The sequence below is a fragment of the Kitasatospora sp. HPM-01-4 genome, assembly GCF_051374625.1.
GTDB lineage: Bacteria > Actinomycetota > Actinomycetes > Streptomycetales > Streptomycetaceae > Kitasatospora.
In genome coordinates, this window is sequence record NZ_JBPQGP010000005.1 from 1,330,052 (window position 1) to 1,350,510 (window position 20,459).

Genomic DNA, 20,459 nt, shown 5'->3' on the forward strand with positions numbered 1-20,459 from the left:
CTCAGAACCTCTCCGGGCGGATCAGCGCCAGGACCAGGTAGACCACGAGGGCGCCCGCGACGACCAGCCCCACGATGTTGTCGGCACTCATCCGGGCCTCCTCACCGGGCGGGGCCGGCGGGCGCGGCCGCCGGCGGTCCGCCCGCTCACAGCCGCTCCACGCCCTTGGCGATCAGGGCGAGGACGGCGAACGCCGCGACCGTCGCACCGACATAGGCCAGGTCCATCATGCCGACCACGCTCCGCGACTGTTCGGTCCACACTCGGTCACGCCGATTCTCCGGCTGGCGGTCCTGGCGTGGTGACCTTTCCTAGGCCGTCAGGGGTTCACCGCGCCCCGGCCGCCGCGGGTCCACCGCCGCCCCGAGCGCCGCGGGTCCACCGCGTCCCGGCCGCCGCCCGCAAAGGCCGCGTTAACGGTTCGGCTCGCCCCTTGCGCCGCGGCCACGGGCTGATACACCGGAAGCCAGGAGGTGCGTCATGCGCCGGTATGTCACCAGGGGGACGGTCTCGCTGCTGGCCGCGGTGCTCGGCCCGCTCGCGCTGTGTGCGGTGCTGTTGCCGTTCCGCGACGGGCTGGCGAACACCGACGTCGCGCTGCTGCTGGTCGTGGTGGTGGTCGCGGTGGCCGCACTGGGCCGTCGGCTGGCCGGGGCCGTCGCCGCGGTGTCCGCCGCGGTGTGGTTCGGCTTCTTCTTCACCCCGCCGTACGAGCGCTTCACGATCAGCAAGTCGTCCGACCTCACCACCGCCGTGCTGCTGCTGGCTGTCGGCCTGGCGGTCTCCCAACTGGCCGCCCATGCCCGGCGGATGCGGGTCATTGCCATCACCGACGCCGACTACCTGGCCCGGATCCACGACACGGCCGTGCTCGCCCGCTCGACCAACTCCGCGATCGCCGTGGTCGACCAGGTCAGGGAGCAGCTGATCGACCTGCTCCGGCTGCGCAACTGCCGCTTCGAGTACGGCTCGCTGATCGGCCACCCGCCGCGCCTGGAGCACGACGGCTCGGTCGTGGTCGGACGCCGGCCCTGGGACGCGGACCGGCTCGGCTTCCCCGAGCAGGACGTGGAGCTGCGGATGTTCGGCAACGGCAAGTACATCGGTCGCTTCATGCTCGAACCGACGCCCGGCGCCGTGCCCTCCCGCCAGGCCCGCCTGGTCGCGGTGACCCTGGCGGACCAGGCCGGTGCCGTCCTCGACTCGCTGCAGCACCCGGCGAACACCGCCTGAGCCGACGGGCACCGCCGTAGCCGCGGCGGGCCGCGCCGGACCGGGACTCCCGGAGGGCGTCGGCCCGCCGCGGCAGGGCCGTGCGTCCTTCGGCACGTCCGCGTCCGAGGCGAGGATCGGCCGGCCCGCCGCGGCAGGGCCGTGCTCACCCGGTCGGCAGGTAGGCGACGTTGAGGAGCCGCCTGGTCATGCCGAGGCGCTCATAGGCGGCGATGGCGGGCGCGTTGTCGGCGTGCACCATGAGTGCGGCACGCCCGTACCGGCGGACGAGATCGTGCAGGACGAAACCGCAGACCGCCCTGGCAGGGTCGCCGGGCAGGGCGACGCCCGCCCTGGCAGGGTCGCCGGGCAGGGCGACGCCCGCCCCGGCCCGAACCGGCTGCGGAGCGGGTCGGGGCGGGAGTGCCGGCGGTGCGAAGGCGCTCGTCAGGCGCGCGTCGAGGGGCACTGCTTCCAGGCGAGGTGGTAGGTGGTGTTGATGCTGCCGTCGGTCGAGTCCATGGTCATGAAGCTGGTCGTCTTGGTCGGGTCGGAGCTTCCGGCGCTCACCCGCAGTTCGGTGTTGATGTTGAAGTTGCGCTCCTCGCCGCAGGGCGCGAAGACCAGGGAGGCGATGTCCACCGAGTCGGTCGCCTGCCAGTTGTCGTCGAACGCGCCGTTGAACCGGTGGCTGTGCGAGGTGGTCCCGGGCTGTCCCTGGAAGTAGTAGCTCGCCTGCTCGATGCCGTACGCGCCCGGTTCCAGGTGGGCGTAGCCGCGGTAGTCGGTGGAGGCGATCGCGTAGGTGAAGCCCTGGGGGACATGGACGTCGAGGTTGAGCTGACAGTTCTTCCGGAAGTCGGTCGGCTTGGCCCCGACGCCCACCTGGGCGAGGTAGTCGCTGTACGTCACGGTGAAGGCGGTGTTGTCCGACGAGACCGCGACGGCGGCCGTACCGGCCGGGCAGCCGGAGCCGTTGACCGTCGCCACATCGATGACGATCTTGTCCGGCGGCGGGGTCGTCGACCAGGTGAAGCCCGACGAGGCGAGCAGCGACACGGCGACACCGCCGACGGCGAGCATGCGTGACAGCATGGCGTTCCCTTCCGATCGCCCACGGATCCCGTGGGATGCGTAAGTGTTGTGAGCGGTGGTGGCCCGGGAGGAGACTTGGCGCAATGCTTGGCGCGTCCATGTCACCAGAGCCATGTCACCACAGCCGCACGCCCGCGTACAGAGGCGCGACAGCACTCTACTGACGAACAGTCAGATCACTTGGCAGCAGCGAGAGTTGCGCGTTGGGATCACTCGTTCGGCAGCTCGGCCCGGGATGCCGCCGACAACGGCTGCCATCCTCGAACCGGTGCGGCGAGCGGGAGTTGGCGGAGCGAGGAGGGCACGTCGGCTCCCGGGTACACCCGGTCGTCGGCGACGGGCGAGGAGCTCGTGTCATGCCGAGGGGGGCGCCGTGATTCCCACGGCGCCCCCTCGCCCCTGACCGCGACGGCGGTCGCGCGGCTTACCCGAAGGCTTCCTCGATACGGGACTTGTCGACGCGGTAGGGCGTGGGGTCGTTCTCGCCCGCCATCACGCCCTGCATGTACTTGTTCTCCCGCAGGTGGTCGCCGATGACGGGAGCGTTGGCCGCGCTGTCGACGTAGTGCTGCGTCCCGCTGTGCTGCAGGTACTGGCCGGCCTCGCCTTCCAGGGAGCCCTCGATGAGGGACCCGGTGGTCTGGTCCTTCATGTCGCCCTTGACCACACCGAAGCTCGACTTCCCCATCGCACCGGCGATCTTGCCGGCGCTCAGGAGGCTGTTCACGGCGGCGCCGTGCTTGTCGTCCTTGCCGAACGTGAGGTCGTGCGGATTGACGGTGGAGACCGGGTCGTCCTTGCTGTCGCCGAGGACGTCCTGCTTGAACTCGCCCTGGGCCCAGTTGGTCACCTTGGAGTCGACGTAGTGCGCGGCCTGACGGGCTCCGTAGTCCGCGACCTTGCCGCCGACACCCTCGAGCGACTTGGCCTCCTTGGCGTCCTTGGCAATCTTCAGCAGCGAGTCACCGCCGCTCTCCATCTCACGGAGGCCCTTGAACGCCTTCCGGACCTCCTGGACCGACTTGAGGGCGGTCCGCGCGTCCTTGAGGCTCTTGACCGCCTTCATGGCGGTCCGCATCTCCTTGAGGGCCTCCAGCAGCTTCTCGAGGTTGGTGGCCAGTTCCTCGGACACCTTGGCGACACGGGCGATGAAGACCGAGACCTCGGCCGCGTCGACCATGGCGCCGACGATGGCACCGATACCGAACGTCAGAACCGCGACCACGACCTCCATGGCGAGCGAGGCGATCAGCGCCTCGATCGCCTCGCTGATGATCTGGATGACCATGGTCTCGGCCAGGGCACACATCTGAGCGGCCTGGTTGACGATCTGCGCGGTCTGGTACAGGCCCGCGGCGGTGCCGTCGAGGGACTCGACCACCTCGCCCATGTGCCGCCCGAAGGCGTCGGAGGCGGTTCCCTGCCACTGCTGCGGCAGGGAGCTGCACTCGGCCCGCAGCTGGTCGGCCACGTTCTGGACCGCGACCGCCTGGGCGTGCCACTCATCGGCGGCCTCGTTGAGCTCCTGGAGGTTGCCGGTGACCTTCTCCAGGCCGTGCATGATGCCGCAGTGGTCGAGAGCGGCCTTGACGTTGTGGTCGAGCCAGCCGCTCAGGCCGCTCCGGTCCGGGATCTGGGCCGGGGTCAGCGCGGGCATGCTCTGGCACGTGGCCCGGGTCCAGCCGTAGGCGTCGCTCGGCGGCCCCAGGACGGGCCCCCGAGGCACCATGACGGGTGCCGGAGCGCTGCCCGTGGGCTTGGCGGAGCCGCCCAGCCCGGTGACCTTGTCGATCTGGCCGTCCAGGAGGGACTGTTCCTTCTGCCTCCCCTTCTTGCGCCCCCACTCAGCCGCCGATTCCTTGACGCTCACTGACCGCCCCCGAGGCCCGCGCCGAGCTCCTGCTCGTGCTGGAGGTAGTTCTGTGCAGTGCCGTTGAGCGCATCGGAGGTCTGGTTCAGGGCCTCGATGAGGTCGGCAACGTTCTTCCGGCTGGCGTCCGCATGCTCGTTGTACTGCTGCAGCAGGTGGCCGGCGTTGGGCAGCTTCCCGAAGGCGTCGCCCGAGATGGTGATGCCCGAGATCCTCGACTGGACCTGCGAGAGCTGGCCGTCCTGCTCGGCGACCACCGACGCATATCTGCTGATCGCTTCAGGTTGTACCTGAAAACCCGTGTCCCCCATGGCACATGCCCTTCGCTAACCCGATGTTGAGCAGCTCATCCTACTGACGTGCCATCGGTCGAAACGGACGGGAGACGAGTTCGAGATGTGGTGACTGTGTGGGGAACCACCATGGATGCTTCTGGGGTCGGAGAGTGGCAGTCATGCCACAGAAGACTTTCCCACCGATACCGGAACCGTGCGGACGGGCACGGAGAGCGACAGGTAGGATGCCGGGCTGACCGGCGATCAGTTTCGAACAACGGGGTACGGGCATGTCACACGGCCATCCGCAGGGACAGGTATCCGATCCACACGGGCAACAGGCCATGTACGGGCAGCAGAATCCGTACGCCCAGCCACAGCCGGCTCCGGCTCCGGCGGGCCGGACGCTCCCGGAGGAGGCGGAGAGCCCGTTCCGCGCCATCGGTGGGTTCCTCGACTTCGTGTTCGCGGTCGTGGTCGGCTTCCTGCTGGCCCGGTCGGCGTTCCACACCCACCTGCACGCCGGAGCCAAGCTTGGGATCGCCGTCCTGGCCATTCCGCTCATCTCCTTCGCCAACCAGGCACTGCTGAGCAGGCTGACCGGCTGCAGCATCGGAAAGTTCCTGATGGCCACCCGGGTGATCGACATCCGCACCAGCCGCCGGCCGACCCTCTGGCGGCTGACGGTGCGCTGGTTCATGGGGGGCCTGATCGCCGGGGTGGTCTTCATCATCACCGTGTGGACCAACGAGGACGTCCCGACGAGCTCCCGTGACTGGCAGTCACCGGTGACCGGCGCTGAGTCGCGCGGCGGAATCCTGATCGTCCGTCGCAAGCACCTGCGGGAGTGGCTCGGCCAGGCCACGTCTCTCCGCTGATCTCGGCCGAACCCGCACTGGGCCGGGACGGTGACCGCAGTCTCCAAGGCAGGCGTGAGCATCGGGCTGTCGGCGCCGCCCCAGCGGTGACGCCCTGGGCGGGAACCGCCGGAGCGGGCCGACTGGCCGGCAGTGCTCGACCTGATCCGCGACACCCGGCGGATCGCCTTGGCCGGGCCGTGAGCGGTGGCCGCCCACCGTCAACCGGGCCGCGTCCGACTGACAGTCGGACGAGCAGCTCGTATGTGCCGTCTCCGGTGATCGGGTGATGGGTGCAGCTGGGCCGATACGCCCGGGGTGACGGCTCGTTGCACAGGACATGGCCAGTGCAGCGGGCGAGCGAAGAGGACCGACGCCGGTACTGTGGGCGTTCGTCATCCGCGAGTCCTCGCTGGGAGGGCCGCCGACCGCCGAGGCGGTCGTGGAGATCGGTTCGTCGCAGTACGGGCAGCTCCTGGAGGACGCGATGGCCAGCGGCTTCACCATCGCCATCGACGAGCCGCCGCCGACCACCACCGAGGTCCACGTACGCGACGGGTTCCTGACCGAGCTCAGCATGGTGGGCGGCCACCGCCTGTGGGAGCCGGCGCCGCCCGCCCCGGTCTCACCCGAGTGGCTGTCGGCCGCCGAGGCCCGCGACAGCGTGGTGATCATCCTCGTTCCGCCCGGCACCTGGCCCGAGACCACCCCGGGTCTCGCGCCCGACGAACTCGCCGAGGCGTTCACCGCCAATCTGCGCGACGCACGGGCGGACGGCATGGTCCAGCACGGGCTCGCCCGGCTGATCGTCCGGTGAGCCGGCGGTCCCGCTCGGCCCCGCGCACCCGTCCGACCGGTGGTCACCGCCCGCCCGCACACCCGACGGCCTCCGCCGCGCGCGGATCACGGGCGGAGGTTCAGGGGCGGAGGTTCAGGGGCGGAGCGGGGCGGCCGCACCGGTCTCCGGCTGTGTGCTGCTCACCGGCCGGCCGGTGACCGCCTCGGGCAGATCGGGCTCGTGGAGTGGCCGCAGCAGGAGCCAGCCGAGGGCGGGCAGCACGATCAGCGGCGCGAGGGCGGTCTGCAGCGAGGTCGCGTCGGCCATGGCGCCGATGAGGGGGCTCGCGACACCGCCGATGCTGACGGCCAGGCCCAGGGTGACACCGCTGGCAGTGCCCACGCGCCGGGGCAGGTAGTCCTGGCCGAGGGTGACGTGCAGGGAGAAGGGCACGTACAGCCCGGCCGAGGTGAGCACCACGAAGAGGTAGAGCAGCGGACCGGGGACGAGGACCAGGCCGGCGACGGCGGGGACGGTCAGGGCGTAGGCCCAGCGGACGACGGTGACGCGGCTGTAGCGGCTCGCGAGCCTGCCTCCGGCCACCGTGCCCACCGCGCCGCCGAGGTAGAGCACGAACAGGGCGACCGTGCCGGAGACCTCTCCACCGCCGGTGCGCTGGCGCACGTAGAGGGAGATGAACGTGCTCAGGCCGATGAAGACGATCGAGCGGCACACGATGGCCCCGGACAGCCTGCCGAAGGACGCCCAGTCGTCCCGCCCTCCGGCCCGGCCCGCGCGAGTGGCCGCCGTGGCGGCGGCCGGGGCCCTGACCGCCCGCAGCGCGGCCACGCACAGGGCCGCGCCGACCAGGGCGGGGACGGCCAGCAGCGGGGAGGCGTGCAGGCCGCCGGTGGCGATCACGGCGGAGACCACCAGGGGGGCGGCGGCGAAGCCGAGATTGCCGCCGAGGGAGAACCAGCCCATCGCGATGTGGCTGCCGCGGCTCGCACCGCGGGCCACCCGGGCGGACTCGGGGTGGTAGGCGGCGACGCCGATCCCGGACAGGGCGGCCACGGCCAGGGTGAGGGGGTAGGAGCCCATGACGCCGCTCAGGGCGACGCCGCCGCCGGCCAGGAGTGTGCTCACCGGCAGCAGCCAGGGCATCGCCCAGCGGTCGGTGAGCGCCCCGAGCAGCGGCTGCACCAGTGAGGACAGCAGAGAGGCGGCCAGGACGATGCCGGAGGCCGCGGCGTAGCCATAGGCCCGCTCGGAGACGAAGAACGGCACCAGCGCGGCCACCGCTCCCTGGTACACGTCCACGCAGGCATGTCCCAGCGACATCAGTGCGATCGGGCGGCGGTGCGAGCTGGTTCTGTTGTTCGGCATCCTCCGATCGTTGCGGTGGCACCGCATGTCGCGCTTCCGATAAATTGCCAATACATGCCGGATATCCGCCATCTTCCGAAAGCCCCGACCCGCTCCCGGTCGCTGGCCGCCGGGGAGCGCATCGACGCGCACCACCACGACGACCACCAGATCGTCTACGCGGGCTCCGGCCTCGTGGCCGTCACCACCGATGCCGGCACCTGGTTCGCGCCCGGCACCCGCGCCATCTGGGTCCCCGCCGGGACCGTGCACGCCCATCGCGCGTACGGCCACCTCGACCTGCACCTGGTCGGCCTGCCGGCCGACGACAACCCGCTCGGCCTCGACGCCCCCACCGTCCTCACCGTCAGCCCGCTGCTGCGCGAGCTGATCCTCGCCTACACCGGTGCCCCCGACGACACCAGCGCCGAACGCCGCCGCCTGCGCGCGGTCCTCCGTGACCAGCTGCGTGCCTCTCCGCAGCAGCCCGTACAGCTGCCCGCCCCGACGGACCCCCGCCTGGCGGCCGTCTGCGCGATCGTCCACGACGATCCCGCCGACGCCCGTACCCTCGCCGACCTCGCGGCCGAGACCGGCACAGGCGAACGCACCCTCAGCCGCCTGTTCCGCACCGAACTCGGTATGACCTTCCCCCAGTGGCGCACCCAGTCCCGCCTCTACCACGCCCTGCGGATGCTGGCCGACGACACCCCCGTCACCACGGTCGCCCACCGGTGCGGCTGGTCCTCCAGCAGTGCCTTCATCGACGTCTTCCGCCGCTCCTTCGGGTACACCCCCGGCGCCCACCGCCGCCGCCCCTGACCCGTCCGGCCTCCCTGGCACCACCGGGCGGCCCGGCGGGCGCGCCGCCCGGCCACACCGGTCTGGAACTGCCGATGATGCGTCAACTCACTTACTAATCAGGGAACTCAGGCGTTCCAGCCGATGAGGGTCGAGGTCAGGGCGGGCGCGTGGCGCTCGGGAAAGTCCATGACCAGGACGCCGAGCGGCGGACGCCCGTGGCTCGCGGCAAAGGAACCGAGATAGCCCTGTACGTGCGGGTTGACATAGGCGGCGCAGTCGGTCGGGAAGCAGCCCGCGCTCGAACCGCTCAGGAAGTTGACGAACAGCGGGCCGCCGGAGCCGGTGGCGGCCGCCGCCCGGTCGATCTGGCGGACGACGTCCTGGTACTTGCGCGGGCGGTCGAAGAGCGTCGGGACGGTCCAGTTGTCCTGGAGGTCCAACTGGGAGCTCCACCAGCCGACGGCCGGCAGGGTCGGGACGTCGGAGATCAGCACCACCCGGCCCCGGGCCTCGCCGAGCGAGGGCAGGGTGCCGCCCAGGTGGAACAGGCCGCGCCAACCCCGGTTGTCCAGGTAGTCGTTGAAGACCGCGAGGAAGTCCGCATCGCTCACCTGCGAGTACTCCTGCTTCACCCGCATCAGGACGGTCTCCCTGGGATGGGCGGCCAGGAAGTCGGCGCAGGCGACGAGGACGTCGCCGAACATCAGCTGCTGGTACACCGGGCCGTGGTGGATCGCGAAGGAACCGCCGATGGACCGGCACCGGATGTCGAGGAAGCGGATTCCGTACTCCAACTGCTGGGATATGGAGAGAGTCTGACACTCGGTCAGCGCTCCGCCATGGCGGGCGCCGGAGTCGTGGGTGCCGGGGATGGTCAGCCGGGACAGCGGCGTGGCGTCGCCGAGGGCGGACATCCAGTCGCCCGGCGCGAGCCCACTCGCGGCCGACGCCGGTGCGGCGGCCGGCCAGGCTACGGCGCCGGCGGCCGCCGCGAGCGATGCCCTCAGAAAACCCCTACGGCCGATCCCCATGTGCCCTCCCACCAGTCTGCGGTCAACAACCAGGGGCAGTTCTACCGGAGTTCGGTGCTCCCGCCCAGACCTGTCGCCCGCCGGATCGGTCACACGGCCCGGCGGCGGGGCCCCGGGGGAACCGGGGCGGTGTTCAAGCCGACCGCCGGGAGCCACTCCTGGACCCCTGACGTGGTCGTCCGGCCACCGGATCGCCGCGACCATCGCGCCGCCGACGTTCCGCCAGGCGATCCCGGCCTCAGTGAAGCCGGACTCCCACGGGATCGAGGTCGACGCCGACGCTCCCGGCACCCGGGAGGCGGGCGGGCAGCCGTTCGCTGATGCCACCGGCGCCGCAGGTGAGATCGAGGACGCGCGGCTCGGGTCCGCCGACGGCCTCGACCAGGTCCGGCATCACCCGGAAACGCTCCCCACTATCGGTAATAGGCATACCGCATCCGGCCAATTACAGCTCCAGCCGGAGCGAGGTAAGTATCGTTATAGCATTCTGCCCATTACATCTTGGCCGCTTTTCGCCCCTGTGCCGCGCTCTCACGTAGAGTTCGCCGGACGGCCGATACGGGCAGGACTAGCGGGAAGCAGTAAGCGGGCATGACGGGCGCGGCCAAGCAGGCGGAGCAGCGGGCGGACGAGCGGACGGCAGGGGCAGCGGGCGAGCAGGAGGAGATCGACTTCGGCCCCGGCATCGACCCCGAGCGCCTGGAGCTCTGTCTGAGCGTGCTCGCCGAGCTGGATGAGCTACACGTGGACCATCCGGATGCGATCACCGTCCGGAAGGCCGTGGGTGGCATCTTCCGCACCCTCAAGCAGCGCCGTCGCCAGGAGACGCGGGCCCGCAAGACGGCCAACGACCGGGCGGTCACCTCGCTGACCGCGACCGGTGCGCCCGGCCGGATCGACGACGAGACCCGGGGCGTGTTCGGCCTGAGCACGGCCACCACGACCGAGATCGCCGGGATACTCGAGCGTCCGCGCAGCTGCTACATCTGCAAGGGCCGCTACACCGAGGTCGACGCCTTCTACCACCAGCTCTGCCGCAAGTGCGCCGAGTTCAACCACTCCCGCCGCAACGCCCGGACCGACCTGACCGGGCGCCGGGCCCTGCTCACCGGCGGCCGGGCCAAGATCGGTATGTACATCGCGCTGATGCTGCTCCGCGACGGCGCGCACACCACCATCACCACCCGCTTCCCCAATGACGCGATCCGCCGCTTCACCGCGATGCCGGACAGCGGGGACTGGCTGCACCGGCTCAAGATCGTCGGAATCGACCTGCGCGACCCGGCCCAGGTGGTGGCGCTGGCCGACGAGGTCGCGGCCGACGGCCCGCTGGACATCCTGATCAACAACGCGGCGCAGACCGTCCGCCGCTCCCCCGACGCCTACCGCGAGCTGGTGGCGGCCGAGTCCGCGCCGCTCCCGGCCGGAGAGCTGCCGGCGTCCACGGTGATCGGCCGCTTCGGCAGCGGTGGCGTAGAGCTGCGCGCCCTGCCGGGCCAGGCCACCTCGGGCAGCGAACGGCTCACCCCGGAGGACGTCACCGGCCTGGCGCTGGTCAGCGGCTCCGCCTCGCCCGCCCGGATCGAGGCCGGTACCGCGATCGACGCGGGCGGCCTGGTGCCCGACCTCGCCCCGGTCAACAGCTGGATCCAGACGGTCAACGAGGTCGATCCGGTGGAGCTGCTGGAGGTGCAGCTCTGCAACTCCACCGCGCCGTTCATCCTGATCAGCCGGCTTCGCCCGACGATGGCCGCCGCCGAGGCCCGCCGCAAGTACGTGGTGAACGTCTCCGCCATGGAGGGCGTCTTCAGCCGCGGCTACAAGGGCGCCGGCCACCCGCACACCAACATGGCCAAGGCCGCGCTGAACATGCTCACCCGCACCAGCGCGCAGGAGATGCTGGAGGCCGACGGCATCCTGATGACCGCCGTCGACACCGGCTGGATCACCGACGAGCGCCCGCACCCCGACAAGATGCGGCTCGCCGATGCCGGCTTCCACGCCCCGCTCGACCTGGTGGACGGCGCGGCCCGGGTCTACGACCCGATCGTCCGCGGCGAACTCGGCGAGGACCTCTACGGCTGCTTCCTCAAGGACTACGTCAAGGCCGCCTGGTAGGCCGCGGGCTCAGGGCGGCTCACGACACCGGACGACCCACCACACCGGACCACTCACGGGTCAGGACGACTCCCGGGTCGGCACCACTCACGGGTCGGCACGACTCCCGGGTCGGCACCACTCACGGAACAGGGGCGGGAACGATGACAGCACCCATGCTCGGGGCCGGCGTGATCGTGCCCACCACCGACGGACGGGTGCTGCTGGGGCGGCGGATCACCGCGGGCGAGTCGCCGACCTGGAGCCTGCCCGGCGGCAAGGTGGACCAGGCCGGGGAGTCCTTCGAACAGGCCGCCGCCCGGGAGCTCGCCGAGGAGACCGGGATCGTCCTGCCGGCGGAGCAACTCCGGGTGCTGGCCGTGCTGTTGGACCACCAGCTGGGCCGCCCCCGGCTGACGGCCGCCGTCCTGGCGCCACCGACCGGCACCCCGGCGTACGTCACCGAGCCGCACACCTGCGCGGGCTGGGAGCGCTTCCCGCTGGACGCTCTGCCCGGCCCCATGTTCTACCCGTCGGCGCTGGTCCTCGGCAGTTGGCTGCCCGGATTCGCCACGCCACCCGGCGCGTTCGGCTACCCGGTCATCGGCGGCTGAACCCGACGACTGTCTGACGGGTCGTCAACTTTCCCGCCCGGCACGGCTTTTGCTGATCCCCCAAAGCCGTCGGCGGAACGCCGGGTCGTCTCGACCGCGGCGCTTCTCACCCAATCCCTGCTCCCGGACCCGCGAGTAACAGCCGAAGCGGCCCTCGCGGGGCCGTCGCGGTGTCGTTCCAAGGCCTGGTTCCGGGCTTGTATCCCGGATGGGTGCATGGAGTAGTCACCGGCGTTGCCGCGCACCGGGCCGAATGCTCAACTGGGTTCTGGCAGGGCGGATCGGACCGATCCGATCCCATCACCCCTCTTCTGGAGATCGAGGCGACTGCGACACACGCACTGTGCGCAGCAGTCACGGCAGTATCAGTAGGAGAACCTGTCACGTGAGTTCCCCGTCGGCCGAAGTGCCCTGAAAGGGCGGCCACTTGGGGGACTCACGATAAGTGCCCGCCTTCGATGGGCACGACGCCCGACGTGTGCCACACCCGTGGCGTCGAGTATCTCGGACCGGGCACCGGAACCCTCAACGCCTTCCGTATCCGAGTGCTGCCGGATCCTCCACCTGGCCTTCGGGCTTGTGCGGGACACGGCGGCATGCCGATACGCGGAAAGGAAGTCATCATGAGCATTTTCAGTAGCTTCGGCGGCCGCGGAGGCCGCGGTGGTCGAGGAGGTCGCGGCGGCCGCGGCGAGGGCGGTCGCGGCGGCCGCGGTGGGCGCGGCGGACGCCGCCGTCACCACCGTCACCACCGGCACCACCACCACCGTCGGTGAACCCGGTCTGCGGACAACGACGTTGAACAACAGCTGAGTCGCACCAGGAGGTAGTCATGAGCATTTTCAGTAGCTTCGGCGGGCGCGGAGGCCGCGGCGGACGAGGCGAGGGCGGTCGCGGCGGACGCGGCGAGGGCGGACGCGGCGGACGCGGTGGGCGCGGCGGACGCCGTCGCCACCACCGGCACCACCGGCACCACCACCGCCGGTAGTCCGCGGTACTCGTAGCCCGGGGGTCGGCGGGATTCCCGCCGACCCCCGCATCATCTTTGAAGGGTAGCCACTGCGCATGGAGACTGCGACGTTTTCGGATCCGGCGTACTCGGACCCGGCGGGTCAGGGTCCGGCGGCCGAGCCGGACCCGTTGGACGAGGAGTCCGATCCGGAGGGACCGGTCGCGGCCGCGCCCTCCGTCCGGGCACGGGAGGCGTTCCGGCGTTTCTGGCCGTGGGTCCGCCAGGACCGGCTGTGGCTGCCCGCCGTGGTCCTGCTGCTGCTCACCGGCTCGTTCGGCGAGGTGGTGTCGGTCTGGCTGTTCAAGGACCTGATCGACCAGGTGCTGGTGCCCCGGCGGTTCTCCGCCTTCTGGCTGCCGGCCGGAGTCATGGCCGCGACCACCGTGGTCTCGGCGCTGCTCATCTACGCGGGCAACTACACCCTCACCTGGGTGGCCGAGCGTTTCATCCAGCGGCTGCGCACCTCGGCCGTGGCCCATCTGCACACCCTCCCGCCGGACACCCTGGACCGCCGGCAGCGCGGCGATCTGATGGCCCGGCTCACCGGGGACGTCGCCGCCATCGAGCAACTGGTGGCCACCGGGGTGGTCGAGGCCGGCTCGGCGCTGCTGAGCCTGCTGCTGTTCGGAGCCGCCGCGCTGTATCTGAGCTGGCCGCTCGCACTGGCCGCGCTGGCCGTGGCCCCGGTCTTCTGGCTGTCCGGACGCTTCTTCGGCCGCCGCATCCTGCTCTGGGAGCGGGTGGCCAGACGCCGTGGCGGCGCGGTCACCGCGGTGTTGGAGGAGAGCCTGCGCAACGCCGCCATCGCCCGGACCTGCAACCAGGAGCAGCGCGAGGTCGAGAAGGTCCGGCAGGCGGGCCAGGCCCTGCTGGAGGCCGAGCTCTCCATCGCCCGGTACGCCGATCTCTACCCGCCGCTGCTCAACGTCCTCGAAGTGCTCGGCGGCCTGGTAGTGGTCGGGATCGGCGCGTTCGAACTCGACCGGGGTGCGCTGAGCCTCGGCGGGCTGCTCGCCTTCGCCGCCTTCCTTGCGCAGCTGTTCGAGCCGGCCCAGCGGATCTCGGAGCTGTTCCCGGTCGTCGGTGCGGCCGGTGCCGCGGGCGAGCGGGTCCTGGAGCTCATGGACACCCCGTCCCCGGTGGCCCAGCGCCCCGACGCCCATGACACCGGGCCGGTGACCGGCTGGGTGAGCTGCGAGAACGTCCGGGTCGGCTACTCGGGCCAGGATGGTCGGCCGGTCCTGGAGAACCTCAGCTTCGACATCGGCCCGGGAACGATCCTCGCGGTCATGGGCCCCAGCGGCTGCGGCAAGTCGACCCTGGCCAAGCTCCTGGTGCGGTTCCTGGACCCGGACTCGGGGACGGTGCGCCTCGACCGGCACGACCTCAGGGACCTCACCCTGGCCTCGCTGCGCCAGGCCGTCACCCTGCTCCCCCAGCAGGCGCCGCTCTTCCACGCCACGATCCGCGACAACATCGCCTACGGCAGACCCTCGGCCTCGCTGGAGGAGGTGGTGCAGGCGGCGAAGGACGCGGACGCCCACGACTTCATCATGGCCCTGCCCCGGGGCTACCGGACCGAGATCGGACGGGACGGCTTCCAGCTCTCCGGCGGCCAGACCCAGCGGATCGCCATCGCCCGGGCCTTCCTGCGGGCCACGCCGGTGCTGATCCTCGACGAGCCGACGACCGGTCTGGACCAGACGTCCGCGGCGAACGTCATCACCCCGCTGCGCCGCCTGATGGCCGGGCGGACCACCATCCTGATCACCCACGACCGGAAGCTCGCCCGGACCGCCGACACCGTCCTCAGGCTCGGCACCGCAGGAGAGCCGCAGCTGCTCAGCGTCCAGCCGGCCGGCTGAGCGTCCGCCGCGGGGAGGCCGCCGCGCCGGGTCCGGTCCTCCCCGGCGGGGCGGGGGCCCGGCCGCCGCGTCGACTCCGGACTCCCCCGGAGTCGGTGCGGCTGCCGGCGGGGCGCGGCGGTGTCCACGATGGCGCCTGCCCGGTGTTCGCTACACGCCGAGGCCCGAGGTCCTGTCCGTGCCGGAGCTCGGTGTGGCACTCGGAGCGTCACCCGAGCCGTCGCCCTGAGCCGGTCCGACCCACTCGGCCTTGTCGTACTGCACACCGCGGTAGAGCGTCAGCCGCAGCTTCTCGGACGGGGAGACCGAGTACGTGAGCCGACCCTCCGCCTGCTTGCCCGGCGCCAGCGTGCCGAGGAGCTGCTCCGGCCGGTGCTTGCTGTCGTACATGGTCTCGATCGGTTCGCCGTCGGCGTCCTCCATGAACGGCAGCATGGAGGAGATCGGGAGCGGCTTGTCACTGCCGTTGACGATCGTGATCTTGACCTCGATCGCCAGGTCACCGTCCTTGTGGCCGATGGCGTAGGGGCCGGGCTCGAACGACTCGGGCTTGGAGACGGTGATCTTGACGCCGTCCTTGTACCCCCAGGTCTCACCGAACGCTGCCGGCTCAGCGGGCTTGGGCAGCGAGGGAGCATGGGAGGCGGTGGGAGCGGCGGGCAGGACGCTGTCCCGCCGCTTCTCCTCCTCCTGGACCTTCTGCACCAGCACCACGGTGATGATCAGTCCCGCCAGCGCCATCGCCATCGCGATGCCGCCCAGGATGGTCCCGGCGAGCGCCATCCCCTTGTTGGTCGCCAGCCCCTTGCGGGCCCGGCTGTGCCCGACCAGACCGAGGATCAGGGCGAGCAGGCCCAGCACACCCGATATCCAGAACAGGAACGGGATCAGCCCGAGGAACGCGCCGAGGATACCGATGACCAACGCCGCGACGCCCAGGCCGTTCTGAGCCTGCGGCACCGGAGCGAACGGCCCCGGGAAGCCGGGCGCCGGGCCCCACTGGGGCGGGGCGGGGTACTGCCCGAGCGGCGGGGCCCACTGGGGTGCTTCCGGGGCGTTCGCGGGCGGCGGAGCCCACGGGGACGCGGCAGGGGGCTGCTCGGGCGGCGGGGCCCACGGGGACGGTTCCGGAGCTCCCTCGGGCGAGGGCGAGGCTCCCGGGGACGGGGCAGCAGGCTGCTCAGGCAGCGGCGCCGACTGGGGCGCTTCCGGGGCGTGCTCGGGCGACGACGAGGCCCCCGGGGACGGGACGGGAGGCTGCTCGGGCGGCGGTGCCGACCGGGGTGGTTCCGGAGCTCTCTCGGGCGACGACGAGGCCCCCGGGGACGAGGCGGGGGTCTGCTCAGGCGTGGTCATGCGCAGTCCTTCGAGTCGAGTGACGGCTCACCCTAGCAAGCCTTTTACCCTGCCTTTACTTCCAGGGTGGCGTACGGATCCGCCCGCCCCACGGCGGATCTGACGCAGGCCCACCACCCCACACCCCGAGGCCGCGGCGCACGTCACACGCACTGCCGGCCGGGGCGTCGATCGGACGTGAGCACCATAGTGGGCGTCACTGACAACGCAGGGAACTCCGGTGCTCCGCGCCTGCGGGCCGAGGATGCGTTTCCCTCCCCCCGACTGAAGCCGGGAATACCCACATAAGATCAACGGATGGAACCCATGGACGATGTGACGCTCGCGCAGCGGCTGCTCGCGGTCGAGTCGAAACTCGACACGATCATGACCTATCTCAACCTCACCCACCCCCTGCCGGAGACCGACCCACGCCGGATGCCCGAGGTGATGAAGCTCGTCCAGGCGGGCAAGAAGATCCAGGCCATCAAGGTCTACCGCGAGCGGACCGGCCTCGGCCTGAAGCGGGCCAAGGAGGCCATCGACAGCGCGGCCGAGCACTTCTGAGCGGCCGTGGGCCCCGGTCGGTTCCGGTGCGGACGATGCGGTGGCTCGCCGACCCGCCCGTCACCGGCCGGCCGTCGGCTGCGCCCGGTCAGACCGGGGCGGCGGCGAGGCCGAGCAGCAGCATCGCGTCGTGGTCGGGGGTGCCCGGCTCGGCCTGGTAGACGATCAGCCGCTGCCCGTCGGAGCGGGCGATGTCGTACGCCTCGTAGCTGAGACTGATCCGGCCCACGGCGGGGTGGTGCAGCAGTTTGCGGCCGAAGGAGCGCGCACGGACGTCGTAGCGCTGCCAGAGTGCGGCGAACTCCTGGCTCTTGACGGTGAGTTCACCGACCACGGCGGTGAGGTCGGCGGCGTCCGGGTAGGTACCGGCGGCCGCGCGCAGATGGGCCACCACTCCGGCGGCGACCTGCTCCCAGTTGCCGTACACCTCGCGGGCCCGGGGGTGGAGGAAGGCGTACCGGGCGGTGTTGCGCCGGGGCGCCGGCCAGTCCTCGATGCCCGGGAACAGCCGCAGGCCCGCCGGGTTGGCGGCCAGCAGGTCGCTGGAGCGGCTGAGCACGCAGGCCGGGTAGGGGCCGACGATGTCGAGCATCCGGCGGACGTCGGGGCGGAGCGCCCGTACGGGCCGGGCTTCGGGCGCCGGCATCCGGGCCGGTGGTCCGCCGAGCTCGAACAGGTGCCGGCGTTCGTCCTCGTCCAGCCGCAGGACCTGCGCGATCCGCTCCAGCACCGCCTGCCCGGGGCGGTGCTGCTTGCCCTGTTCCAGCCGCCGGTAGTACTCGCTGCTCACTCCCGCCAGCACCGCGACCTCCTCGCGGCGCAGCCCGGCCGTCCGGCGACGCCCCGCGTCGGCCGACAGTCCGGCTTCGGCCGGTGTCACCCGGGCGCGCCGGGTACGCAGGAACTCGCCCAGTTCCGTCCTGTTGCCCACCGGTCGAGTATGCCTGCCTGCCGTCCGGGTGCGGCAGGCCCTGCCAGGGCCCCCTTCGACCGGGTCTCCCTCTCCCGCGCTCCGAGTCACACGATGGTCGCCCCACCGCTTCCGACTGCGGTTCCAGCGACGATGGAACGGAGCACCGCCATGTCAGCACCGACCGAACTCCCGCCAGGCAAACGCAGGTTGGTGCTGGCGATCTGTTGCGTGAGCGTGTTCGTCGGCAATCTCGGCAACACCGTGCTCACGGTGGCGCTCCCGGCCGTGCAGCGCGACCTGCGCGTCTCGCTCGCCGACCTGCAGTGGACCGTGGACGCCTATCTCGTCGTACTGGCGGCCCTGTTGCTGCTCTCCGGTTCCGTGGCGGACCGGTTCGGCCGCCGCCGGACCTTCGTGGCCGGGCTGGCGCTGTTCACCCTCGGCTCACTGCTGTGCTCCCTCGCCCCGGGACTCGGCTGGCTGGTCGCGTTCCGCGCGCTGCAGGCGGTGGGCGGCTCGATGCTCAACCCGGTGGCGATGTCCATCATCACCAACACCTTCCCCGAACCGCGCGCCCGGGCCCGCGCCATCGGCGTGTGGGGAGCGGTGCTGGGGGTCAGCATGGCGGTCGGGCCGCCGCTGGGCGGGGTGCTGGTCCAGACGGCGGGCTGGCGCTCGGTCTTCTGGCTGAACCCGCCGATCGGCCTGGCGGCGATCTGGCTCACCGTGCGCCACGTCCCCGAGTCGCGCGCGGCCCGCCCCCGCCGGCTGGACGCCGCCGGCCAGCTGCTCGTGATGGTGCTGCTGGGCTGCCTGACGTACGCCATCATCGAGGCCCCCGGCGCTACTTGGCCGGCGCCTTCCGTCCTCGGCTGCGCGGCGGCGGTCCCGCTCGCCCTTCTCGCGCTGGTCGTGCACGGGCGCCGCCGACCCGATCCGCTGATCGAGCCGGCGATGTTCAGGAACGCCTCGTTCAGCGGAGCGAGCGTCATGGCGCTCTGCTCGTTCTTCGTCCTGGGCGGGTTCCTCTTCCTCAACACGCTCTATCTGCAGGGCGCACGCGGGATGTCGGCCCTCGCCACCGGGCTGTACCTGCTACCGCTGGCGCTCATGAACATCGCCGCCTCTCCGCTCTCCGGCCGGCTGACGGCGACCCGCGGCCCGCGCACCCCGCTGCTGCTGGCCGGTGCGGCCACCACCGCCGGTGCGCTGCTGCCGGCCGCCGGTGACGCCCTGCTCCTCCCCTCCTACCTGCTGCTCGGCCTCGGCGCCGGCCTGGCCGCCACCCCCATCACCAACGCCGCGATGGCCGGACTGCCCAGGGAACGGGCAGGCGTGGCCGCGGGGATCGTCGCCACCGGCCGCCAGCTCGGCCAGGCCCTCGGCGTCGCGGTACTCGGCGCCGTCCTCACCACCGGCCTGCGCCACCCGGGCGTGACCTACCAGCAGGCCATGCGCCCCGCGTACGGGATCATGGCGGCCTGCGGCCTGGCCATCGTGCTGCTCGCCCTGCTGACCACTCGTCCCGGGGCCACCCCTCGGCCCGCGGACCGGGCATCCGAAGCGGCCGCGGGCCGGCAGGCCGCCCGGTCCTGACCGCCCGTCGATCCGTCGCGCGCCCGGCGGGAACCGTTCGGATACGCGCTAGCCTGGCCGGATGGCACTCCACGGCTTCGCGACCACCGAGTTCCAGCTCGTGCTGCTGCGTCGGATGGCCGACTTCCACCCCGAGCTGGTCGAGGAGGCACTGCACCGGCTCGGCTCGTCGCGGGCGGCGATGCGGGAGGCCAACAAACGCTGGCAGGCGATGGTCCGCTCGCCCCGCTTCCCGCGCGGAGCGCGCCGCTACAGCGCGGTACTGGGCCCGCCGCAGGCGGTCCTCCCCCGGCGGATCGGCGACCTCGACTGCACCGCGCAGCAGTGGGCTCTCCCGCTCTGGCCCGAGCTGCGCTTCGAGATCCTGGTCGGCCCGGCCGACAGCGGCGGTGCGGTGTGGAACGAGTGGCTGGTGCGCGCGCCCGGCTCGCCGGTGCCCGGGCTGCGTACGCTCGCCGACCTGCGACCGTGGGGCTGCGTCGTCTCGGATGTCGCGGCGGCCTTCCCACCCGCCGTGCCTCGCGAGGGCAGCGCCCCGACCCGGTGGCGACTGGACTTCACCGCCCCCGACGCGGGCGGCGTACCGCGCTCCTGTACCGCCGACTTCACCTGGGGTCTGCTGCAGGAGGTACGGATCGACGCGCACGGCTGAGCGGACCTCCCCGGGCCTCGTGGAGCCCGTACGGCCGGCCGGGCTATGAGCAGCGGTGTGCCCGCCCGGCCACGGTGGCCGGACGGGCACCCGGTGCCGCATCAGCGGCGGCGTCGTACCGGAGGGTTAGAAGAAGTCGCCGTCGCCCTCGTAGTAGTTGTTGACGACCACCTCGGGCTCGTCGTCGTCCAGCGCCTCGGCGAGCAGCGCACCGCCGATGAGGCCGGCCGCGCCGGCGCCGATCATCGCGCCCGTGCCGAAACGCCGCTGCTGGTCCGGCTGGCCCTGGCCGTAGTGGGTCGGCTGGGGGTAACCCTGCTGCACCGGCTGCGGGTAACCCTGCTGTACGGGCTGGGGGTAGCCCTGCTGCACCGGCTGCGGGTAGCCGGCCTGCGGCGTGTAGAACGGCGGCGGCGTGGTCTGCACTCGCTGGGCGCAGGCGCCGCACGCCTGGATCTGGCGCGGCACGCCCCACTGGGGGGACCACAGCACGGGGGTCATGCCGGGCCCGTGGCCGGGGT

Annotated in this window: 20 protein-coding genes and 1 pseudogene; 11 read left to right on the forward strand and 10 right to left on the reverse strand. The window is 71.8% G+C overall.

Features of this window, described 5'->3' with window-relative positions:
- Position 1: 1 nt before the first annotated feature.
- Positions 2-91: a K(+)-transporting ATPase subunit F gene (gene kdpF / locus ACSMTC_RS05605; protein WP_436558530.1), complete on the reverse strand. Its 90-nt coding sequence runs from the start codon at positions 89-91 to the stop codon at positions 2-4.
- Between the two features lie 389 nt (positions 92-480).
- Between kdpF and ACSMTC_RS05610 the strand changes: the two genes are divergently transcribed.
- On the forward strand, positions 481-1,233 hold the full coding sequence (locus tag ACSMTC_RS05610; RefSeq protein WP_436558531.1) for a DUF4118 domain-containing protein: 753 nt from the start codon (positions 481-483) through the stop codon (positions 1,231-1,233).
- Between the two features lie 145 nt (positions 1,234-1,378).
- Here the strand turns inward: ACSMTC_RS05610 and ACSMTC_RS05615 are convergent, their stop codons facing one another.
- From ACSMTC_RS05615 to ACSMTC_RS05630, 4 genes are all read right to left on the reverse strand, one after another.
- Positions 1,379-1,681 (reverse strand): GNAT family N-acetyltransferase, encoded by a 303-nt coding sequence (locus tag ACSMTC_RS05615; protein ID WP_436558532.1) that lies wholly within the window; start codon positions 1,679-1,681, stop codon positions 1,379-1,381.
- Complete coding sequence (locus ACSMTC_RS05620) at positions 1,660-2,304, reverse strand: DUF4360 domain-containing protein (RefSeq protein ID WP_436564602.1); 645 nt, start codon at positions 2,302-2,304, stop codon at positions 1,660-1,662. The genes ACSMTC_RS05615 and ACSMTC_RS05620 overlap by 22 nt, the downstream gene beginning before the upstream one ends.
- A 427-nt stretch (positions 2,305-2,731) precedes the next feature.
- The gene (locus tag ACSMTC_RS05625) at positions 2,732-4,177 is read right to left on the reverse strand and encodes a WXG100 family type VII secretion target (RefSeq protein WP_436558533.1); all 1,446 of its coding nucleotides are present in this window, start codon (positions 4,175-4,177) and stop codon (positions 2,732-2,734) included.
- Complete coding sequence (locus ACSMTC_RS05630; RefSeq protein WP_436558534.1) at positions 4,174-4,434, reverse strand: hypothetical protein; 261 nt, start codon at positions 4,432-4,434, stop codon at positions 4,174-4,176. The genes ACSMTC_RS05625 and ACSMTC_RS05630 overlap by 4 nt, the downstream gene beginning before the upstream one ends.
- Positions 4,435-4,796: 362 nt before the next feature.
- Here ACSMTC_RS05630 and ACSMTC_RS05635 point away from each other — a divergent pair, with 362 nt between their 5' ends.
- On the forward strand, positions 4,797-5,330 hold the full coding sequence (locus ACSMTC_RS05635; RefSeq protein ID WP_436558535.1) for an RDD family protein: 534 nt from the start codon (positions 4,797-4,799) through the stop codon (positions 5,328-5,330).
- 319 nt (positions 5,331-5,649) lie between these two features.
- On the forward strand, positions 5,650-6,126 hold the full coding sequence (locus ACSMTC_RS05640; RefSeq protein ID WP_436558536.1) for a hypothetical protein: 477 nt from the start codon (positions 5,650-5,652) through the stop codon (positions 6,124-6,126).
- Between the two features lie 114 nt (positions 6,127-6,240).
- Here ACSMTC_RS05640 and ACSMTC_RS05645 read toward each other — a convergent pair whose 3' ends face one another.
- Entirely contained in the window at positions 6,241-7,473 is a 1,233-nt protein-coding gene (locus ACSMTC_RS05645; protein WP_436558537.1) for an MFS transporter, read from the reverse strand.
- A 54-nt stretch (positions 7,474-7,527) separates the two neighbouring features.
- On the opposite strand from ACSMTC_RS05645, the gene ACSMTC_RS05650 reads away from it, so the two are divergent.
- Positions 7,528-8,274, forward strand: a complete 747-nt coding sequence (locus tag ACSMTC_RS05650) for an AraC family transcriptional regulator (protein WP_436558538.1) — start codon at positions 7,528-7,530, stop codon at positions 8,272-8,274.
- Between the two features lie 107 nt (positions 8,275-8,381).
- On the opposite strand, the gene ACSMTC_RS05655 is transcribed toward ACSMTC_RS05650, so the two are convergent.
- The gene (locus tag ACSMTC_RS05655; RefSeq protein WP_436558539.1) at positions 8,382-9,170 is read right to left on the reverse strand and encodes a phosphatidylinositol-specific phospholipase C; all 789 of its coding nucleotides are present in this window, start codon (positions 9,168-9,170) and stop codon (positions 8,382-8,384) included.
- Between the two features lie 376 nt (positions 9,171-9,546).
- Positions 9,547-9,705 (reverse strand): annotated as a pseudogene (locus ACSMTC_RS05660) (SAM-dependent methyltransferase); the annotation flags it as partial.
- A gap of 173 nt (positions 9,706-9,878) precedes the next feature.
- Between ACSMTC_RS05660 and ACSMTC_RS05665 the strand changes: the two are divergent.
- From ACSMTC_RS05665 to ACSMTC_RS05680, 4 genes are all read left to right on the forward strand, one after another.
- Entirely contained in the window at positions 9,879-11,405 is a 1,527-nt protein-coding gene (locus tag ACSMTC_RS05665) for an SDR family NAD(P)-dependent oxidoreductase (RefSeq protein WP_436558540.1), read from the forward strand.
- Between the two features lie 143 nt (positions 11,406-11,548).
- Positions 11,549-11,998 (forward strand): nucleotide triphosphate diphosphatase NUDT15, encoded by a 450-nt coding sequence (locus tag ACSMTC_RS05670; protein WP_436558541.1) that lies wholly within the window; start codon positions 11,549-11,551, stop codon positions 11,996-11,998.
- Positions 11,999-12,661: 663 nt separating this feature from the next.
- On the forward strand, positions 12,662-12,811 hold the full coding sequence (locus ACSMTC_RS05675; protein ID WP_436558542.1) for a hypothetical protein: 150 nt from the start codon (positions 12,662-12,664) through the stop codon (positions 12,809-12,811).
- 252 nt (positions 12,812-13,063) lie between these two features.
- The gene (locus ACSMTC_RS05680) at positions 13,064-14,875 is read left to right on the forward strand and encodes an ABC transporter ATP-binding protein (protein WP_436558543.1); all 1,812 of its coding nucleotides are present in this window, start codon (positions 13,064-13,066) and stop codon (positions 14,873-14,875) included.
- A gap of 150 nt (positions 14,876-15,025) precedes the next feature.
- On the opposite strand, the gene ACSMTC_RS05685 is transcribed toward ACSMTC_RS05680, so the two are convergent.
- A complete protein-coding gene (locus ACSMTC_RS05685) occupies positions 15,026-15,835 on the reverse strand; it encodes a DUF4190 domain-containing protein (RefSeq protein WP_436558544.1) in 810 nt (269 codons plus the stop codon).
- 693 nt (positions 15,836-16,528) lie between these two features.
- Here ACSMTC_RS05685 and ACSMTC_RS05690 point away from each other — a divergent pair.
- A complete protein-coding gene (locus tag ACSMTC_RS05690) occupies positions 16,529-16,777 on the forward strand; it encodes a ribosomal protein L7/L12 (RefSeq protein WP_436558545.1) in 249 nt (82 codons plus the stop codon).
- 88 nt (positions 16,778-16,865) lie between these two features.
- Here the strand turns inward: ACSMTC_RS05690 and ACSMTC_RS05695 are convergent, their stop codons facing one another.
- Positions 16,866-17,708: a helix-turn-helix transcriptional regulator gene (locus tag ACSMTC_RS05695; RefSeq protein ID WP_436558546.1), complete on the reverse strand. Its 843-nt coding sequence runs from the start codon at positions 17,706-17,708 to the stop codon at positions 16,866-16,868.
- A gap of 150 nt (positions 17,709-17,858) precedes the next feature.
- Between ACSMTC_RS05695 and ACSMTC_RS05700 the strand changes: the two genes are divergently transcribed.
- Complete coding sequence (locus tag ACSMTC_RS05700) at positions 17,859-19,286, forward strand: MFS transporter (protein WP_436558547.1); 1,428 nt, start codon at positions 17,859-17,861, stop codon at positions 19,284-19,286.
- 61 nt (positions 19,287-19,347) lie between these two features.
- Positions 19,348-19,938: a hypothetical protein gene (locus ACSMTC_RS05705; RefSeq protein ID WP_436558548.1), complete on the forward strand. Its 591-nt coding sequence runs from the start codon at positions 19,348-19,350 to the stop codon at positions 19,936-19,938.
- Positions 19,939-20,459 lie beyond the last annotated feature (521 nt).